Source organism: Microbacterium horticulturae, assembly GCF_029094505.1.
GTDB lineage: Bacteria > Actinomycetota > Actinomycetes > Actinomycetales > Microbacteriaceae > Microbacterium > Microbacterium horticulturae.
On record NZ_CP119108.1, the window covers coordinates 1222235 to 1238205 of the forward strand.

Here is a 15971-nt window from a genome sequence, read left to right on the forward strand (position 1 = left end):
CTGGCCCTCCCGTCCAGCGCGGCGGACGGCCGATGAGCCTTGCATGAGCCGAGCACGCAGTCGGGTCAGTGTGAGGGCAGGTTCCCGCTCAATCGTGCGTGGAAGGTTCCGCTCGCCTCGTTCAAGCCGATGATCTCGACCTCGATGTCGTGTTCGCGGTACTTCTGCTCGATTCCATCGAGCGCTGCGACGGTCGAGGCGTCCCACACGTGCGACTTCGACATGTCGATCACGACACGCTTCGGGTCGTCGGCGTACTCGAACTGGGTGGTCAGGTCGTTCGAGGACGCGAAGAACAGCTCGCCATCGACCTCATAGTGCGCCGTGTCTTCGTTAGCGCTGAAGGTGCGGGTGACGGTGGTGAAGTGGGCGACGCGGCGCACGAACAGGATCGCGGCGACGAACACGCCGATGATGACCCCGACGGAGAGGTTGTGGGTGATGAGCACCGGGATGACGGTGACGAGCATCACGATCGTCTCGCTCTTGGGCATCCGCTTCAGCGTGGAGGGTGCGATGGAGTGCCAGTCGAAGGTGAGGAACGCGACCATGAACATGATCGCCACCAGTGCCCCGATGGGGATCAGGTTCATTATCGGGCCGAGGAACCACACCAGGATCAGGAGGAACACGCCGGCGGCGAACGTGGAGACGCGGGTGCGGGCGCCGGAGGCGCGCACGTTGATCATGGTCTGCCCGATCATCGCGCAGCCACCCATGCCACCGAAGAGGCCAGAGAGGATGTTCGCGCCGCCTTGCCCCATCGCCTCGCGGGTCTTGTTCGAGTGCGTGTCGGTGATGTCGTCCACGAGCTTCGCGGTCATCAGTGACTCCATGAGCCCCACCGCGGCCATGCCGAGGGCATACGGGGCAATGATTTGCAGTGTCTCGAAGGTGAGCGGTACATCGGGGAAGAACGGCATCGGCGGGCCGCCGGGCAGTTCGCCGAGACCGCCGACGGTCTTCACATCGAGGTTCAGCAGCCACACCGCGAGGGTCATCACGATCACGACCACCAGAGGCGCGGGCACAGCCTTCGTGAGCTTCGGGAAGAGCCATAGGATCAGGATGCTGACGATGATCATCGGGTACATCAGCCAGGACGCGCCGGTGAAATGCTCCAATTGGGCGACAGCGATGAGGATCGCGAGGGCGTTGACGAACCCGACCATCACGCTGCGCGGGATGAACCGCATGAGCTTGCCGACACCGAGCAGGCCGAGAACGATCTGGAAGATGCCGCCGAGGATCACGGTCGCGATGAGGTAGTCGAGGCCGTACTCGTCGGCGACCGGCCGGATGACGAGCGCGATCGCTGCGGTCGCCGCGGTAATCATCGCGGGCCGCCCACCGAGGAACGCGATCGAGATTGCCATCACGATCGAGGAGAACAAGCCCACCTCGGCCGGCACGCCTGCGGCGATCGCGAACGCGATGGCCTCCGGGATGAGCGCGAGGCCGACCACCATACCCGCGAGGACTTCCTTCGTCAACAGCTTCGGCGAACGGAACACATCCATCACGGTCGGCCGAGGCCAGTAGCGTTCCTTGTCGCGTGCGGGCGCGCTCATTCTGCCTCCCAGAGAGGTGCGGGAAAATAGGGTGACGGCGGTCGAGGTCGGAGCCCGCCAAACCCAACTCTACCGTTACGTGAGGGTTGGGTGCCAAATCGAGGCAGAGGAGTACCCGATGGCAGGAACGATCCATATCGGCGAGGTCGCTGAGCGCACCAGCCTGTCGCTGCGCACCCTCCGCCACTACGACGAGATCGGGCTCGTCTCCCCGAGCGACCGCACCAGTGGCGGGTTCCGCCTCTACACCGACGCCGACGTCGAGCGGCTCCTCCTGATCCGCCGGATGAAGCCGCTCGGGTTCTCCCTCGACCAGATGGGCGAAGTCCTCGCCGCTGCTGACGCACTGGCGGATGATCCGTCAGACAGCGCCGCGCGCGCAGCGCTGGATACGTTCGTGACCGACGCAGAGGAGCGTCGCGAGAAACTCGCGAAACAACTGGACGCCGCCGACGAACTCATCGCGCGCCTCCGCGACGTATAAGCCTGCGGCAGATGCACGCCCGGCCCAAGTGTTCACCGGTGGGGTTGCATGTTCGCGGAACATGCAACCCCACACCTCAGAAACCATGGCCTGAACCCGCTTCTTCCGGCGATTTAGTCTTCAGGAATCGTGAACTTGCGGGTTTCGCTCGTCATTCGGCTGGTGGTATCGAAAAGTTCCAGCTCTCCGGGGTGTAACTGGTGTTGGCAAACGAAGGAACGGTCCTTGATGCGCCAGAGTCCTTGGCCCACGCCGAGCCCGGGCAGCAACCTCTGCTCGGTGCCGGTAAGCCCGAGCGCTCTCGCAGTGGCTCCGAGCTGATCGGATTCCTGCCGGTAGATGATTCGCGTCTCGGCGTTAGCGAGAAGGCTGCTTGCCAGCGCTCGCATCGCGGAGCCCTGGTCACCGACATTCTCCAAGTCGGTCAGCTTGTGGAAGATCAACATGTTCGCGATCCCGTAGTGGCGGGCGAGCCGCCAGTGCGCATCCATCCGACGCAACAACGCCGGATGAGACATGAGGCGCCATGCCTCGTCGTAGATGCACCAGCGCTGACCACCGTTGGGGTCGAGTAGGGCGGATTCCATCCAAGCCGACGAACAGGTCATGAGGACCGAGGTCAGAGTCGAGTTCTCTGTGACTCTCGATAGGTCAAGAGAGATCATCGGTAGTGACGGATCGAAACGCACTGTCGACGGACCATCGAAGAGTCCGGCGAGGTCACCGGCGACAAGACGCCGAAGTGCATGCCCGACGAGACGCCCGTCTTCAGCGAGGCGCCCATCCGGATCGGCCTGCTCTGTCGGGGTGAGGATGTGTTCGACAATCATTGGCAGGATCGGTACATCGTTGCTGCGAACGACCCCGGTCAGAGCAGTGTCGATCGCAGTGTGTTCCAAAGGCGTGAGGGGGCGCGTCAGAACCGTTTCGGCGAGTGCGCCGATCAAGTCGCGTCGTCGAGCGGCGACCGTGGATGCCCAGGTCTCCTCGCTCATTCCGGCGGGTCGGTAGCCTTCGTCGAGAGGATTGAGCCGAGCGGCAAGCCCATGACCGAGCACGATCGCCCGCCCACCCACAGCTTCAGCGATCGCAGTGTGCTCGCCCTTCGGATCGCCGGGGACGTAGACGCGACGACCGAACGGGATCGAACGTGTGTAGAGGCTCTTAGCCAAGCTGGATTTTCCGGAGCCGACAATGCCTGCGAGCACGAGGTTCGGGGCGGTGATGAGGCCGCGCGCGTAGAGCACCCAGGGGTCGTAGACGAAAGATCCCCCGGAGTACAGATCCTGACCAACGAAGACCCCGTCGGATCCGAGCCCACCTTCAGCCAAGAATGGGTACGCACCCGCAAGGGTTGCCGAGGTGTCTTGATGCCGTGGCAGACGAAGCCTTCCGGGCGAACGCAGCTGAGCTGGTCCCGGTTCACCAGTAGGCGAAATGTATGTGGTTGCCCGACGCTCAGCCAGATCCGCGGCGTACTTTGCGCGGGATGCCTGATGCTCAGCCCTCAGTTGCTCCGCTTGCAACTTCGCGGCAGCCTGCCTGCGCTGCTTGCGTATGCGCCGCTTCTCGGATGCTGGAGCGACGAGGACCGCAGTGTGCAGGCGCTCGGCATTGTTGCGGCTCACAGTCCCAGACCTCGCTGCTGCCTGACCGCCGTGATGCTGGCGGGCTCAAACCAAGAAACTCTCTGAGACTCGCGAGCCCGGCTCGGTGCCGACGGAGCAGCAAGGCTTCGAGCGTCATCTGGCAGTTGATCTACCATGTCCACCGCGTGGATTCGGTAGAGCGCGACGTGCGCGAACGCGTGACTGTAGGCGAGGTGGTAATCACCGTCGTGCAGTTCATGCTCAAGCGGCCCGCTCGGCGGCGCGTCGTAGACGTATCCATTCTCCATCGCTGCGCTGGTGGTCTCGTCGCCGTAATCCCAGTACTTCAGATGGTTGAGCCCGGCGAGAGCACCGTCGGCGTCGATTATGTCCAGCACCTCTCCCGCCTCTTGACCTTGCATGAAGACGACATTGATCCAACGAGCGACAGCCGGTGCTTCGCTGGCTGGAACTTCGTGCCAAGCAACGCGACTCGCCGCACCCGCTGCGGCGTCGAGTCGTTCCTCGGCCTGGTCGATCAGGGTCGCGGCTTGGTGTAGTTCGTCGGCGGCTGCCAGGGCATCCTTGGATCCGATGGAGTGGTCACCTTGGTCGTCGAACGCGCGAGGGCGATTCTTGACGTGGGCGGAGGCGAGCTGATCGAGAATCTGCTTGAGCGATTGCACGCCTGAAAGCAGGTCACCGAGAACGCCGTAGAGATTCTGAGGACTCTCGAACGTTCGTGTCGCGTGGGCGAGACCGCGCAACGCTTCGGATGCTTCCCCGGCGTCAGCGCCGGGATCGTAGAACGTGGGCATGGCGACCTCCCAAGGTAGTTGCGTGACATCCAGGAGGTGCACGCAACGATCCTCTACGTCGAAGGCCCCAGTGGTGGGTCAATCGGACGCCACGTGAACAAGCAACATGAGGCTGAGGGCATGTATTCGTGCGCTTGCGCCGACGGGTCACCATGATGTTGCTCGCTCGCCAACTTGGCTCTCACTGCAACACTGTGCGGGCAGAGCCGCGCTAGGACGCCACGATTCGCCATTCTGTCCGGGGATCGTCGCTTGCGAACAGGATCTAGGTTCTATGACCTTTCCACTCTTTAGAGACTCCTGGACGACGAGGGCCGGGCTCTTCAGATCCTTAAACGTGCTTGTCTGAGCCAGTTCCGTGATCGTGGCAAGTAGCTCAGATACCTGCGCGTGTCGATGTCCCAAGTCATCGGCACTTCTGCCCGAAGCCCTCAACACTCGTGGCGTCAGCCGATCCCACGGATAGGCAGCTGTCGTGCATCCCATGGGATGCGCGACAGCCATTGCGGCCTATAAACCAAGGTCGGAAGGCTGGACGTTCTCCCGATTCTCGCGATCAAATGCCAGCAATGCTTCTGGCGGTTCGCGTCTATCAGAACGGCCCGCGCGACTCGCCGAAAACGATCGTTTTTGACGGGCTTCCGCGCCCAGAGCAAGGCGCATGGGGTGCGCCAGTAAAGTGCCCGCCGAAACTTCCCGCCGAAACGTAGGAGCGCCGAAATAGACTGCCACCGTTTTCGGTGGACAGGAGGCGCCAGATCGGAACGTAACTGTTGACATATTTCGCGACGTAGGGCGCTGTCGTGACGCAGCATGGATCGCCGGGCACACCATATCGATCGATGCCTAGACACCTGATTCATCGTTGCCAGGCGCGGTAGTGGACCGGCTCCGTGCACGCGCTGTGTATGGCTCACACCACGCGACAAAGTGGCAGAGCCGCGGCGGTGAATGCTTGGGCCTGCTGTCCGACGAGGAGGCGCGTCTCGCAGGATGCTTGAATGGCGGCTTGCTCGATCGCGGCGACGGCGGCGTCGAGGTCTTCGGCTGTTCGTGCTGAGACCGAGATGAGTCCGGTGTAGCGCAGGACGCCGTGCCCAGCCGTGAGGTCAGCTTCCTGCTGGAGAACGTCCTGAAACTCAGCCGTCTGCGAGGCATCCTCTATCTGGCCGATGCGTTGACGCTGAGCTGCGTCTGAGATGTACTCCGTCTTCTTTTTTCGGATGTCACGTGCTGCCTGGTCGGACCGCATCGGTGTGCAGAGCAGCGAGAAGGACCGCTGTATCCCGGTCGACAGAAGCACGGGTGCCAAGAAGCCCGGGTAGACCATCGACCGCGGCCACTCTGAGATCCATAACACCGCGTGGAAGGCCGAGTCTGTGCGTAGCCGGGACCAGGATTCGTTCACTGCGACCGGACCTGCGGTGGCGAGCGACTGGCCGAGTTCGCCGTGCCGTTCAAGTGTCGCGGCGACTGCCGGGTCGTATGCCGAACGCAGGATGACGGCGATCTCGCCGCACGTCAACCACGATGAGGGTGCGAGGTCGGCTGAGCGCAGCGCGGCGATGAGCGTGGACATCTCTTGGCGAAGGACAGCAGCAGCGCCACGGATGCCACCACCGGCAGTGCGGATCTGTCGTGCCGCTGTCTGCATGTCGAGCGAGAGGGAGAGCGTGGTGGCGTGGCGTTCTCCAGCGGGTGCTGCGCGGTCGATGAGTTCGGCGTACGTCGTCGAGGCCCAGGAGTCATCTGCGTTGCCGTGCGATGCCCACCATTCAGCGAGTCCTGTCCCGGAGTCTGGGAGGGTGCGCTCAAGCACTTGCATCATTGAGAGGCGCCCGGACCTGCAGACGGTCGCGAGCACACGCCCCCAGGAGGAGACACGCCGTTCCTGCTCACCGGGATCGAGGAGCGCGAATGCTGGGTGCGAGACTGCAATGATGGCCGTGAGAGTGCTGGCGGTGGGGTCATGAACCATTCCGGCGCCAGTGATCGGGTCGTCGTACTCGCGCAGCCGTGCCATGTCGCCGGGTAGTGCGAGCGAGCCCGCAGGCCGCGGCTTCACAACGCGTCGCCGGTAGAGCAGCTGTCCACCGGTGGTTTTCCACATCCACCAGAAGGCAACGGGAATCCATTCGACGATCGGACGCCCAGCGATCCGGATCCACACCACGGATGCGGCACAGAGCCATACGGGTGCCGACAACGCGATGAGCATGCCGCCGCCGGCATAGAAGGCCCACACAAGCGTGGTCACACCAATTCCGAGCGCCACCAGCTGTGAGAGGGATAGACCGAGCAGGATGCCCCTTCGTGTCAGTCGGGAGAATTTCACCGGAATGAGGTCCCCGGCTCGTTGATTGTCGTAGTCCTTTGACATGGTCAGCTATTCCTTCCCAGATCGTGGCTGCTGGGTTCTGGGTGGTGCTGGATCTGATCGCGGTGCAGGAGGCTGAGGCGTGGAATGAGGAGCGGGTGCAGCCGCACCCGAACCACCTGCACCGGCAGCCGCAGTTTCGGCTGTGCTGCCAACAGCGCCTCCGAGCTGGGGTCCGGCAGTAGCGGCAGCTTTGATGACCTTCGCGCCAATGACCGCTGCCGCTGCGGGGCCGGCAGCTGCGGCAGCGCCACCGGCACCGGCACTGGCTCCCGCCCCCGCTCCGGCAGCTGATCCGCCGGACGTCGCCCCACCCGAAGCAGACGCGCTGGGTGAAGCGGTTGCTGCTGGAGCGGCGTTGGATGTCCCGCCACCACCGGAGCCACCGTCGAGAACTTTCTTCACTCCGTCGCTCTGAAGCTTCGACGGCACAGGCACCGGTCGGTTCACGGCGCTCTTCGCTTCCTGCTCGCTTCCCATCGCGTGGTAAAGATCGAAGCCGAGGAAAGAGATGAACCGGTAGACCATGTACGGCGCAAAGGCTGCGATGAACAGCAGCACGATGCCTGAGATCGGTTCAGTCACTGCCGACAAGTCAGCCTCGATCGGGGTCGAGACCTGCGTGATCGCAATGAGGAACACGACGACGAGTACGAGCTTGGAGATGATGAGCGCGACCACGAACGCGGCCCATTTGCCGATCCATCCGCGGGTGACATCCCATGCCGCTCCACCGAATGCGATCGGCGCGAGCACTATTGCGACGAGCAGCAGCGCCTTGCGGATCAGGAGCGAGAACCACACGATAGCGACAGCACAGATCATGAGCCCGGCGAGGAAGATTGTGACGATCGCACCGACCCCGGGAGCAGCGATATTGATTGTCGTGAGTCCCGCGGTCAGGAGCGCGATCTTGTCGCCCATGGTGGCGGTGGTTTCTCCCGCGGCCTGAACAACCCCGATGCACAGCTGATCCACGATCTCCAAGGCCGTCGCCGTCAACGTGATGACGACGAACGATCCCAGGACCGCCTTGGCTGCGCCGAGGGCCGCGCGGGAAAGTGCGGCGGGTTCGCGCCGGATCAGGCCGAGAATCAGCTGGAAGCAGAAGAACAGGAGAACGATGAAGACACCGATGCCGAAGAGCAGGTTGTAGACGTTCAGGTAGCCCGGGGATTGGACGTCCACGAGGGTTGTGCTGTCGAAGACGGTCCACATGGCTTCGATGAGCCATCCGGCAGCTTGCCCCATCGTGGAGGCGAGCCAGTCGAATGGCGCTGACACGAGTGTTGCGGCCCCCTCACCGACGGCATCACACACGTTGGAGATGACAGGAATATCGCAGACACTCATCGCAGGCCTCCAGGAAGTGATGGATGGGTGGGTCTCAGACCTGCTGTCCGACGTTCCAGAAGAAGTTGATGAGGGTCACCGATGCGCCGCAAATGACGGCGGCACCACAGGAGATGAGTACGCCGAGCTTGCCGCGAGACGCGAGGTGCGGGTTGGACGAGTTCGATCCGAATCCCCAGACGATCGCCGAGATGATGAGCGCGAGCACGGAGAGAATCAAGCCGATCGTCATGACGGCGCCGACGATGGTGCGCAGTTGCGCAATCCCCGGCAACCCCGAATCATTCGGGGTGATGTCGATGTCCATCGGCAGGGCTGAGGCGATGGTCGTGACGAGTTCAAACACAGTGGCTCCTTGGCGTGAACACCGCCGAAGCGGTAGGCGGTACATGGTCGAGAACCAGGTACGCTGGCCGTTCCCTTCGGCCAGAATGACCAAGCGAGCTACAGCTGCTCACCCAACTGAATGAGCCAGTTCATCCACGTCACGCCACCGCCAGCGAGGACCGCGGCACCCAGCGCGACGAAGACCCCGGCGCGTGCCTTCGCGACGGCCCCAGGATTGCCAGTGGAGGTGGCGATGGCCCAGATGATTGCGCTCACGATGATCATCAGGACGGCAACGATCAGGATGATCGTGAGCATCGCTCCGATGACAACCTTGAGATCACCGATGCCGCTCAGACTGCCGAAGTCTGGGAACACGTTCATCAGTGGCCACCTCTCATCGCTGAGCATCCGGCTCCTACGGTGGCTTCCGGAAGGTCAGCGGCATCGTGATCGTTGAGCCACTTGGCCGCATCGACTGCCTCAGCATTCGTGCCACCCGGTCGGACTTCGAAGTGAAGGTGCGGACCGGTGGAGTGTCCAGACGAGCCGACATCACCGATGTGTTGACCAGCGATGACGTGTTCTCCGACGGTGGCGTGGATGCCGTTCTCCCACATATGCGCGTAGGCGGTCGCGATGGTCTCGCCATCGATGCGGTGCTCAATCACGACGAGTCCGCCATAGCCGCCAGAGAACTCCGCGACTGTCACGACACCATCCGCTGCTGCGAGGATGGGTGTTCCGTCAGCGGCAGCAAGATCGGTGCCCGAGTGGAAGGCCCTCTCTCCGGTGATGGGGTCAAAGCGGGGCCCGAAGTCACCAGTGAGCACCCAGGTGCCTTCCGGCAACGGGAACACGACGTGCGAGGATCCGGCCACCGCGTCAGCCGGAGACGGGGCAGTCGTCGAAGAAGTCGATGTGCCGCTCGTGAGGGTCGTGAGGATCATCTCGGCGACGGGCTCGTAGTTGTTGTACCGGTCAGGATAGGCAGACACCTCGACCGCCTGAGCGGCTTCGCCTTTACCCATGCTCTGCCATCCAGGAATGTCGAGGAGGCCCCGGGGCGAGGGGTAGTTGGGGCCGGACGGTCCGCCGAAGAATGCAGCAGCTTGATACTCGGGATCCATCAGTTCAGCTACGGATCCCCAGCCTGATTGTGGGCGCATCTGAAACAGGCCGAGCGAGTCGTGGTCGGACCCGTTCCCATCGTTCGGATAGCCCCCGGATTCCGGGTAGGTGCCCGTGTTTGCGAGCTGGCGCAGTGTCGACTCGGTGAGCGCGGCCATGATCGCGATCTGGACGCCATCCCGGGTGATGCCCTCGATGCGTGAGCCCACGGTGATGATCGTTGCCGCGTGGGTCAGCTGCCGTTTATTGAGCGTGAACGTCTCGCCGTTCGCTGTTGTCACAACGAGAGAATCCGGCACGTTTCCGATGGTGAGTCCGGAAGAGGACAGACACGCAACGACAGCGGGATTCATCACGAGGCCGACGGTGACGAGCCCAAGGGTCGGTGCCAAGAACATCAGGGCGACGACTGCGATCGCGAGCTTCTTCATCATGGGTTGGTCTTCCTAACGCAGCGGATTGTTCAGCTGTGAGAGCCGCAAGACGTAGCAACTGTCTTTGGGTGGGCAGGCAATGAAGACCGTGAACGCGACCTCTTGCTCAGCGCTGACTTGGTCGCCGTTCCAGAGACCGGAGCGATGACGGATTCCCGCGATCGTGAATGCGGTGGCGCCTGCGGGGAGCTGGCCAGGGCGAGCCTGAGCGAGCGCGTTGGCCCAGGTATCCGGCACGTGCGCAGACGTGATTTCCAAGCGTTGGCTCGTCGCGTACTGTCGCAGCTGTGCCCACGCGCCCTGGGTGGGCAAGTATGTTGCAATGTCGGCTGCGAGCCCCGGCTGCTCGGTGCCGGTGGGGTCGGCGACATCGAGGATCACTTCGGTGTAGTCCAGCGGCAGGAACCCGCTGCCGGTGTCCCAGGTGAACAGCGCCGTCGCGACGCTGCGCGAGAAGCCCTCCGCATCGGTGCTGTGAGGGATGGCCGTAATCCGAGACGGCCGGAACGGTGACTCACGCGACGGTTGCGCTGCTGGTTCAGTGCTCGACGGTGACGGAGCGATTGGAGCCGTGGTTTCGCGGGAGCCGATGATGATCCCGTAGATGCCAACACCTGTGACGAGAATCACCGCTATCGACGCAGCGATGAGAGCGACGAGCGTGCGTCGTGAGCGGAGCGCGGTGGGGAGCTTCATGTCGGCCAGGTGCGCAGCGCCAGCCCGTCATCATCAGATCGCGCGAAGGTTGCCCATTGATGCTGATGAGTCGGAACTTGCATCCTCGGCATCGAGCACACTTCGGAGTCGTTCGGCAAAGTGTGAAGTCGCGTCAACGACACGGAGGAACATCTCGACTTCTGCATCGCTGAGCTGGCGGACGAGGTCGTCGACCTCGAAGTGTCGCCACCATCCATCGAGTTCATTCCACGTCACCACGAACGCCCGAACTGGCCAGGGCTCGTCGGCGTCGATGGGCGCCGTTCTGGGGCTCGGCGAGGGACGACGCTTCTGACGCGGCATGCTCTTGATGCGCGCCAGCGCGGCCTCCGCCAGCTGCGCTACGTCCTCGGCCGGTGCGTCTGACTGAGCCCCCAACACGAGCTGCCGTGCGCGTTCATAACTGGGATGCACGGGCGCGCCGGACCCGATGAGTTCAAGCTCAGCTGCGACACCCTCTCGCACCGACTCTGTCTGGTTCTCATCGTCAGCGAGCTGTTGCAGGTAGTTGATCTTCTCCAGCGTGGTGTGTGACGCGCCATCCGGGATCATCGCGGCGGCCTGCGCACGGGAATCTCCGAGCAACTCTGACGGTGCCGCAAAATTTGCGTCACCGTCAGTTCCCGGTTGATTTTCGCGGCTGAACCGTGACGCTTCCTGACGGCGAGCGGCATCCTCAGCCATCAGCGTCTTGATCTCTCGATAGAGCGCGGCGCTCTCCAACTGGGTGAGCGGCTTGTGTAGCACGTTGTCGTCCTGCTCGGCAAGGAGGTGCGCGAGATCCCCCGAGATGCCGGACCGCACCCAGACCTTGACGTGCTGCCATCCGAGCTGCTTTATCGCAGCCAATCGTCGCGCACCGCAGACCAGGATCCCGTCAGGGGTGACCGTGATCGGTTGCAGCAGGCCATCGCGCTCGATCGACGCGGAGAGCGATCCGAGGTCGCCGAGCCCAGTGCGGTGACGGCGTCCGACCTGGATCGAGTCAACTGCCCGGTCCAGCTCGATATGGCCGTCACGTGCATTCATCGTGCGTTCCCGTGAGTGGGCGCCGACATCGCAACAACCATTACCAGGTCGTCGTCACTGAGAAGCGTCGGGAGTGTCTCGCCGACGAGTAGGCGGAGCAGGATGCCACGACCGGTACTTGTCGCTCGGTAGGCAGGGTGCGGATGCCCAAGCAGCACGTGCAGAAGCGACGACCAGGAGGCGGCGGGTAAGTCGAGAAGCGCGCGTGCGTGCTTGTCCCGACGCAGCAGCTCGTAAGCGCTTTGCCGAGACCCGATTCGTGCCACCGCGCTGCACACATGTTCGATCGCTTCGCGGGCGGTGCTTTCAGGCCACCCCAAGGTCGTGAACAGGGTGATCGCGCGGTCGATCGCGCGTCGGGCTGTATCGGTGTCGCGCGCAGTGTTGGGGTCGTCGTCTTCAATGATGGGATACCGATCGACGACGTGGAATGCCGGGTGATAGTCGGCCAGTGGATTTTCCCGGTCGGCAAAACGCTCAGGGTCGTGGAACGCAGATATGTGCGGACGACGTGCTTGATGCGTCGCACAGAGCAACCCCTGCCCGCGTTCCTCGGCGATGCAGGTCACCTGAACACCACGGGTGACCACAGCCCAAGGATCAATGGCCTCGCGAGCGGATCGAGTCCTCATGACGTCGAATGCTGCCGACGCTGCCTCCCATGGATCGAGGCCATGCTTGCGAGCCAACGCCGCATATTTCTCCGCGGCGAAAGCTGCGAGTTCGGCAGCGACGCGGTCGTGCTCCCACGCGCGAGCACCTGCGTGGTGCAATCGATGAAGTAAGGCGCGAAGCCCCTCGCTCGTCGTGTAATCCTCACGTGGTTGCCGGGTCGAGCTGTTGGTATCGATCATGGTGTGGGCACCTCCTGGCAAGCAGGTGCACGCCCGCTCCCTAGCGGGGTCCTGGATGTCAGCGAAGTGCCCATGAGATGCCGTGCCCGACGATCAGGGTGTCCCGATCGCGCCGCGTTCGGCCCTTCGTCGCGAGCTGCCATGTCCGAACGCGGACAACGGCGGGAGGTGTCGGGCTCGCTCCGCGATGCCGCGGGCGCTGGTCGCGGTCGCCTGGTACGTGCGACGTCGAAGCTCGGCCTGGAAATTGATCCCTGCCCCGGCAACGCGCGAACCACCGCGCACCATCAGATCAGTCGGGCGCACCCACTCGACTCCACGACCGCGGTAGAACGCGGGGTCGATTCCAGTTCTACGACTATGACCTTGAACGCTCGCTGCCTCAACTGCTTCCGGAGCGCTCGTCGTCCTTGCGGAATTCTCGCTGGCAGCGACAGCGGCGCCGTCCTGTTCTTCTTCGCTCATTTCAGTTCCTCCTTGTGCAGCGTTGCGAATGCGGGCACATTGCGCTCCTGATCGAGCGGGTTGTTTGCGAACCAGCGGCCCACAGTCGAAGGGTGCACACTCAGCTCACGCGCGATCCTCCTGTTCGACCACCCGTCCGCGCGCAAAGCCATCGCAGACTCCTGGGGCGTGGTCTGCGTCATGGTCTTGCGGGCAGCTTCGGGTCGCTCGGGAATACGGATGAGGAGCACTGTGAGGTGAGTGATCGCCAGTAAGACCAGCGGTGGCACCGCCGCCACCGCCGCGGCGAGAAAGCTCGGCACATCGGCGTCCGCCGTGACAACCGCGTGAATCGAATTGGCTGTCACCGACACGGCCGCGGCGCCAGCCAGCAGAGTCCAGGGGTACCAGGCCGCTCGGGCTCCGGCCAGCGCGACGACGGCGACGGTCGATACGACGATGACGCCGTCGACAATGAGCGGCCACGCCCACGCTTGCCCGGCACCAATCCCTGAACGGGCGGCAAGGTCCGCAAGCGAGGTGAATGACAGCCAGAAAGCTCCCGCGGCGATGAAGACGGTGCCCGCGACGGCCGTCATGACAGCCCATCGTCGCGCGTTGAAATCACTCATGCCAGTGCCCGTGGGTGTGACGCGGGTGGTGGGCGATCACACGACGTTTTTGTGTTGGCGCGTATCGATCGCTGCGGAAGTGCACCCTGCACTGCCCGGTATGCAGACCGGACGGTAGTCGCGGCTTCTCGCTGGCTGAGACCGGCCTGTTCGGCGGCAGCGCGGAGGGCGTCGAGCGCCTCGCTGTTCGGCACCATCTGCTCCGCCATCTTGCACGCGGCCCAGAAGAGCCCATGGTTGCGTTCGCCTTCTTGGAGTCGCGCAACCCAATCGGCCAGCCGTTGCACGTCAACGGGCTGTTGCGCCGACCGCGGACTCCGACCTGCCTCGTTACGTTGCGGCGGATCGAGGTAGTCGTGGAGCTGCTGTGAGTCGAGCGGACGACCTGGTGCACCCGCCAACTGGAGGATCTCGTATCGGTGCGTCGATCCGGCGAGGGTGCGCTCAGACGGTGGGACGATGACATAGCCTCCGTCGCCACGGAAGTCGATTCCGTTCCGCGCGGATTGCCATGAGCGCTGCTCGCTATTCCTGTCTGCTGGGAAGAAGAGGTGCAGCCCGCCGGACGGAGTCCTGACGGCGGCTTCCCAACCTTCAAGCAGTCCGGCACGCTGGGCGCCATCGAGTGCGTCGTAACCGTTGACCGAGCTGTGCACGTCGACGTCCACCACGACAAGGCCCGTGGCAGCGCCAGTCGGCATCCCGATATTTGCTGACGGCATCGCGGACCACCAGCGATGAACCACCTCGGGCTCACTGCTGGCCGAATGAAACCCTCCCGCAACGGCAGGGCGTTTCCCGCCCGCGGTGCAGGGAAACACGGGGACACCGGAAGCTGCGAACGCGAGCGCGCTCTGACGGAGGGAGACCCCGCGACCAATATGATCCAGCGTCGTCACGAATGATTCCGGCGCACTCATCGCAGCCCTCGCACGTCCGCCAACGCAAGCTGTTGTGACGCCGCGGTGGTCCTGGTTGAGGGTGAGGCGCCCGTGCGTTCGACTGCCTTGGAGTCTTGACGAGGCGAGTCCCGCTCAAGCCCCGGAGGTGTGCCGTCACCGGTCATTTGCGTGTCGAGCTGATCGAGAATCTTCATCGCCGTCGCACGGACTCGCTCGCCCGTTGCCCGAACGACTTTCGACGGTTCCTCCCCATCGACTTGAGCCGCCCACGTCGAGACATAGGGAATCGTGTAGCCGGTGGTGTCCATGCCGTGCGCCGCGCCCACCATGAGCGCTACCGACTCAGCCTCGACTTCACCAATACCCCGGTGCTGACGTGCATCTCCCTGGTCGGGGCCGTGCATGAGTACATGTGCGAGCTCGTGAGCCAGCGTCTTCACCTGGGCGGCCGGGTCCATGTCATCGCGGACGCTCACGGTTTTCTCCCCGTAGTTGGTCACGCCGTTCGCACCATAGATCGCGCCTGCATTGGCCACGGCGTGCAGCTGGAATCCGGCTGCTTCGATCTGCCGAGTGATTCCAGCTCTGAGTCCCGAAGGAGCCTCACCACGCAGCAGCTTCGGAGTAGGCGGTGCCGGGATCGGATCGCCCGAGGTCTGTGCGGCATCCCAGACGTACGCGGGGCGGACGCCGACCATCTTCGACCGAACTTGCTCGCCGGGGCGAGGCTTCTCGTTTCGGTTGAGTCGTCGCCATGAAGTCTGGTCTGATGGGGTCGACGAGGCGAAGCGGCCAGTAACGGGAGCAAGGATTTGGTAACCCGGCTGGCCCTTCTCCACCTGATGCCCGAGCTGCTGCCACTGTTTGTACCCGGCCACGTACGAAGGCATCGGGTCGGGCACCAGGCCTGCCTCATGCGCGGCGGTGTGCTGCATCCAGATCAGAAGCGTGTTGTTGAACGAACGGCTTCGGAACTGGGCTGCGAAGGCAAGTGCCTTGGCCCAGTCTTCGCCAGACACCAGCTGATCGACAGCCTCGGTCAGCTTCTCGTGCAACTCATCGAGCTTCGCTTCGCGCGCTTCGCGGCGATCGTCAATCGAAGTCATCGGTCGGCCTCCTCTCAGGCGTGCCACGTCGTGGAAGCGTGTGGCGATGCACCTGTGAGGTGAGCGGGGATGCCCAAGTCGCGATAGCGGGGAAAGGCATGATCGCCGAGGTGTCGTGAGCAAGCTGCGACCACGCGCGATCGACTGAACGCGCATCATCGCCTCGAATTTGGCATGGTTCACCTCTCTTTGAGCAGTGGTGC

14 protein-coding genes and 2 pseudogenes are annotated in these 15971 nt (G+C 63.5%); 1 reads left to right on the forward strand and 15 read right to left on the reverse strand.

All coding sequences use genetic code 11. The features are described 5' to 3' along the window. Positions 1-65: 65 nt before the first annotated feature. Entirely contained in the window at positions 66-1571 is a 1506-nt protein-coding gene (locus PU630_RS05740) for a SulP family inorganic anion transporter (RefSeq protein ID WP_026937616.1), read from the reverse strand. A gap of 118 nt (positions 1572-1689) precedes the next feature. Between PU630_RS05740 and PU630_RS05745 the strand changes: the two genes are divergently transcribed. Continuing rightward, entirely contained in the window at positions 1690-2055 is a 366-nt protein-coding gene (locus tag PU630_RS05745; protein ID WP_054687050.1) for a helix-turn-helix domain-containing protein, read from the forward strand. Between the two features lie 113 nt (positions 2056-2168). On the opposite strand, the gene PU630_RS05750 is transcribed toward PU630_RS05745, so the two are convergent. The 14 genes and pseudogenes from PU630_RS05750 to PU630_RS05810 all read right to left on the reverse strand — a co-directional run bounded on the left by PU630_RS05750 (position 2169) and on the right by PU630_RS05810 (position 15768). After that, the gene (locus tag PU630_RS05750) at positions 2169-3683 is read right to left on the reverse strand and encodes an ATP-binding protein (RefSeq protein ID WP_275279374.1); all 1515 of its coding nucleotides are present in this window, start codon (positions 3681-3683) and stop codon (positions 2169-2171) included. Then, positions 3680-4462, reverse strand: a complete 783-nt coding sequence (locus tag PU630_RS05755) for a hypothetical protein (RefSeq protein ID WP_275279375.1) — start codon at positions 4460-4462, stop codon at positions 3680-3682. Before PU630_RS05755 ends, PU630_RS05750 begins: the two co-directional genes overlap by 4 nt. A gap of 913 nt (positions 4463-5375) precedes the next feature. Continuing rightward, entirely contained in the window at positions 5376-6842 is a 1467-nt protein-coding gene (locus PU630_RS05760) for an SCO6880 family protein (RefSeq protein ID WP_141880414.1), read from the reverse strand. 6 nt (positions 6843-6848) lie between these two features. Continuing rightward, on the reverse strand, positions 6849-8192 hold the full coding sequence (locus PU630_RS05765; protein ID WP_141880413.1) for a type IV secretion system protein: 1344 nt from the start codon (positions 8190-8192) through the stop codon (positions 6849-6851). 34 nt (positions 8193-8226) lie between these two features. Then, positions 8227-8499: a DUF6112 family protein gene (locus PU630_RS05770; protein WP_129073445.1), complete on the reverse strand. Its 273-nt coding sequence runs from the start codon at positions 8497-8499 to the stop codon at positions 8227-8229. Positions 8500-8636: 137 nt separating this feature from the next. Continuing rightward, positions 8637-8903 (reverse strand): DUF6112 family protein, encoded by a 267-nt coding sequence (locus PU630_RS05775; protein WP_275279376.1) that lies wholly within the window; start codon positions 8901-8903, stop codon positions 8637-8639. Between the two features lie 23 nt (positions 8904-8926). Next, positions 8927-10084, reverse strand: a pseudogene (locus PU630_RS05780) (M23 family metallopeptidase); the annotation flags it as partial. Between the two features lie 12 nt (positions 10085-10096). Then, complete coding sequence (locus PU630_RS05785) at positions 10097-10780, reverse strand: hypothetical protein (RefSeq protein ID WP_275279377.1); 684 nt, start codon at positions 10778-10780, stop codon at positions 10097-10099. Between the two features lie 33 nt (positions 10781-10813). Next, positions 10814-11605, reverse strand: coding sequence for a chromosome partitioning protein ParB (locus tag PU630_RS05790; protein ID WP_343075865.1), 792 nt, complete (start codon positions 11603-11605; stop codon positions 10814-10816). A gap of 51 nt (positions 11606-11656) precedes the next feature. Beyond that, positions 11657-11830: pseudogene (locus tag PU630_RS17380) on the reverse strand (ParB N-terminal domain-containing protein); the annotation flags it as partial. Continuing rightward, positions 11827-12684, reverse strand: coding sequence for a hypothetical protein (locus PU630_RS05795; RefSeq protein WP_275279379.1), 858 nt, complete (start codon positions 12682-12684; stop codon positions 11827-11829). The gene PU630_RS05795 and the pseudogene PU630_RS17380, both read right to left, overlap by 4 nt. 461 nt (positions 12685-13145) lie before the next feature. Further along, positions 13146-13760: a DUF2637 domain-containing protein gene (locus PU630_RS05800; RefSeq protein WP_275279380.1), complete on the reverse strand. Its 615-nt coding sequence runs from the start codon at positions 13758-13760 to the stop codon at positions 13146-13148. Next, positions 13757-14680 carry a bifunctional DNA primase/polymerase gene (locus PU630_RS05805; protein ID WP_275279381.1) on the reverse strand — a complete coding sequence of 308 codons (924 nt, stop codon included), beginning with the start codon at positions 14678-14680 and terminating at the stop codon, positions 13757-13759. Before PU630_RS05805 ends, PU630_RS05800 begins: the two co-directional genes overlap by 4 nt. After that, positions 14677-15768, reverse strand: a complete 1092-nt coding sequence (locus tag PU630_RS05810) for an ArdC-like ssDNA-binding domain-containing protein (protein ID WP_275279382.1) — start codon at positions 15766-15768, stop codon at positions 14677-14679. Before PU630_RS05810 ends, PU630_RS05805 begins: the two co-directional genes overlap by 4 nt. Positions 15769-15971 lie beyond the last annotated feature (203 nt).

Bases quoted from the DNA above. Each gene is read 5' to 3' on its own strand.
- PU630_RS05740 (WP_026937616.1), bottom strand. From the start codon at position 1,571: ATGAGCGCGCCCGCACGCGACAAGGAACGCTACTGGCCTCGGCCGACC.
- PU630_RS05745 (WP_054687050.1), top strand. From the start codon at position 1,690: ATGGCAGGAACGATCCATATCGGCGAGGTCGCTGAGCGCACCAGCCTG.
- PU630_RS05755 (WP_275279375.1), bottom strand. From the start codon at position 4,462: ATGCCCACGTTCTACGATCCCGGCGCTGACGCCGGGGAAGCATCCGAA.
- PU630_RS05760 (WP_141880414.1), bottom strand. From the start codon at position 6,842: ATGTCAAAGGACTACGACAATCAACGAGCCGGGGACCTCATTCCGGTG.
- PU630_RS05765 (WP_141880413.1), bottom strand. From the start codon at position 8,192: ATGAGTGTCTGCGATATTCCTGTCATCTCCAACGTGTGTGATGCCGTC.
- PU630_RS05770 (WP_129073445.1), bottom strand. From the start codon at position 8,499: ATGGACATCGACATCACCCCGAATGATTCGGGGTTGCCGGGGATTGCG.
- PU630_RS05775 (WP_275279376.1), bottom strand. From the start codon at position 8,903: ATGAACGTGTTCCCAGACTTCGGCAGTCTGAGCGGCATCGGTGATCTC.
- PU630_RS05785 (WP_275279377.1), bottom strand. From the start codon at position 10,780: ATGAAGCTCCCCACCGCGCTCCGCTCACGACGCACGCTCGTCGCTCTC.
- PU630_RS05795 (WP_275279379.1), bottom strand. From the start codon at position 12,684: ATGATCGATACCAACAGCTCGACCCGGCAACCACGTGAGGATTACACG.
- PU630_RS05800 (WP_275279380.1), bottom strand. From the start codon at position 13,760: ATGAGTGATTTCAACGCGCGACGATGGGCTGTCATGACGGCCGTCGCG.
- PU630_RS05805 (WP_275279381.1), bottom strand. From the start codon at position 14,680: ATGAGTGCGCCGGAATCATTCGTGACGACGCTGGATCATATTGGTCGC.
- PU630_RS05810 (WP_275279382.1), bottom strand. From the start codon at position 15,768: ATGACTTCGATTGACGATCGCCGCGAAGCGCGCGAAGCGAAGCTCGAT.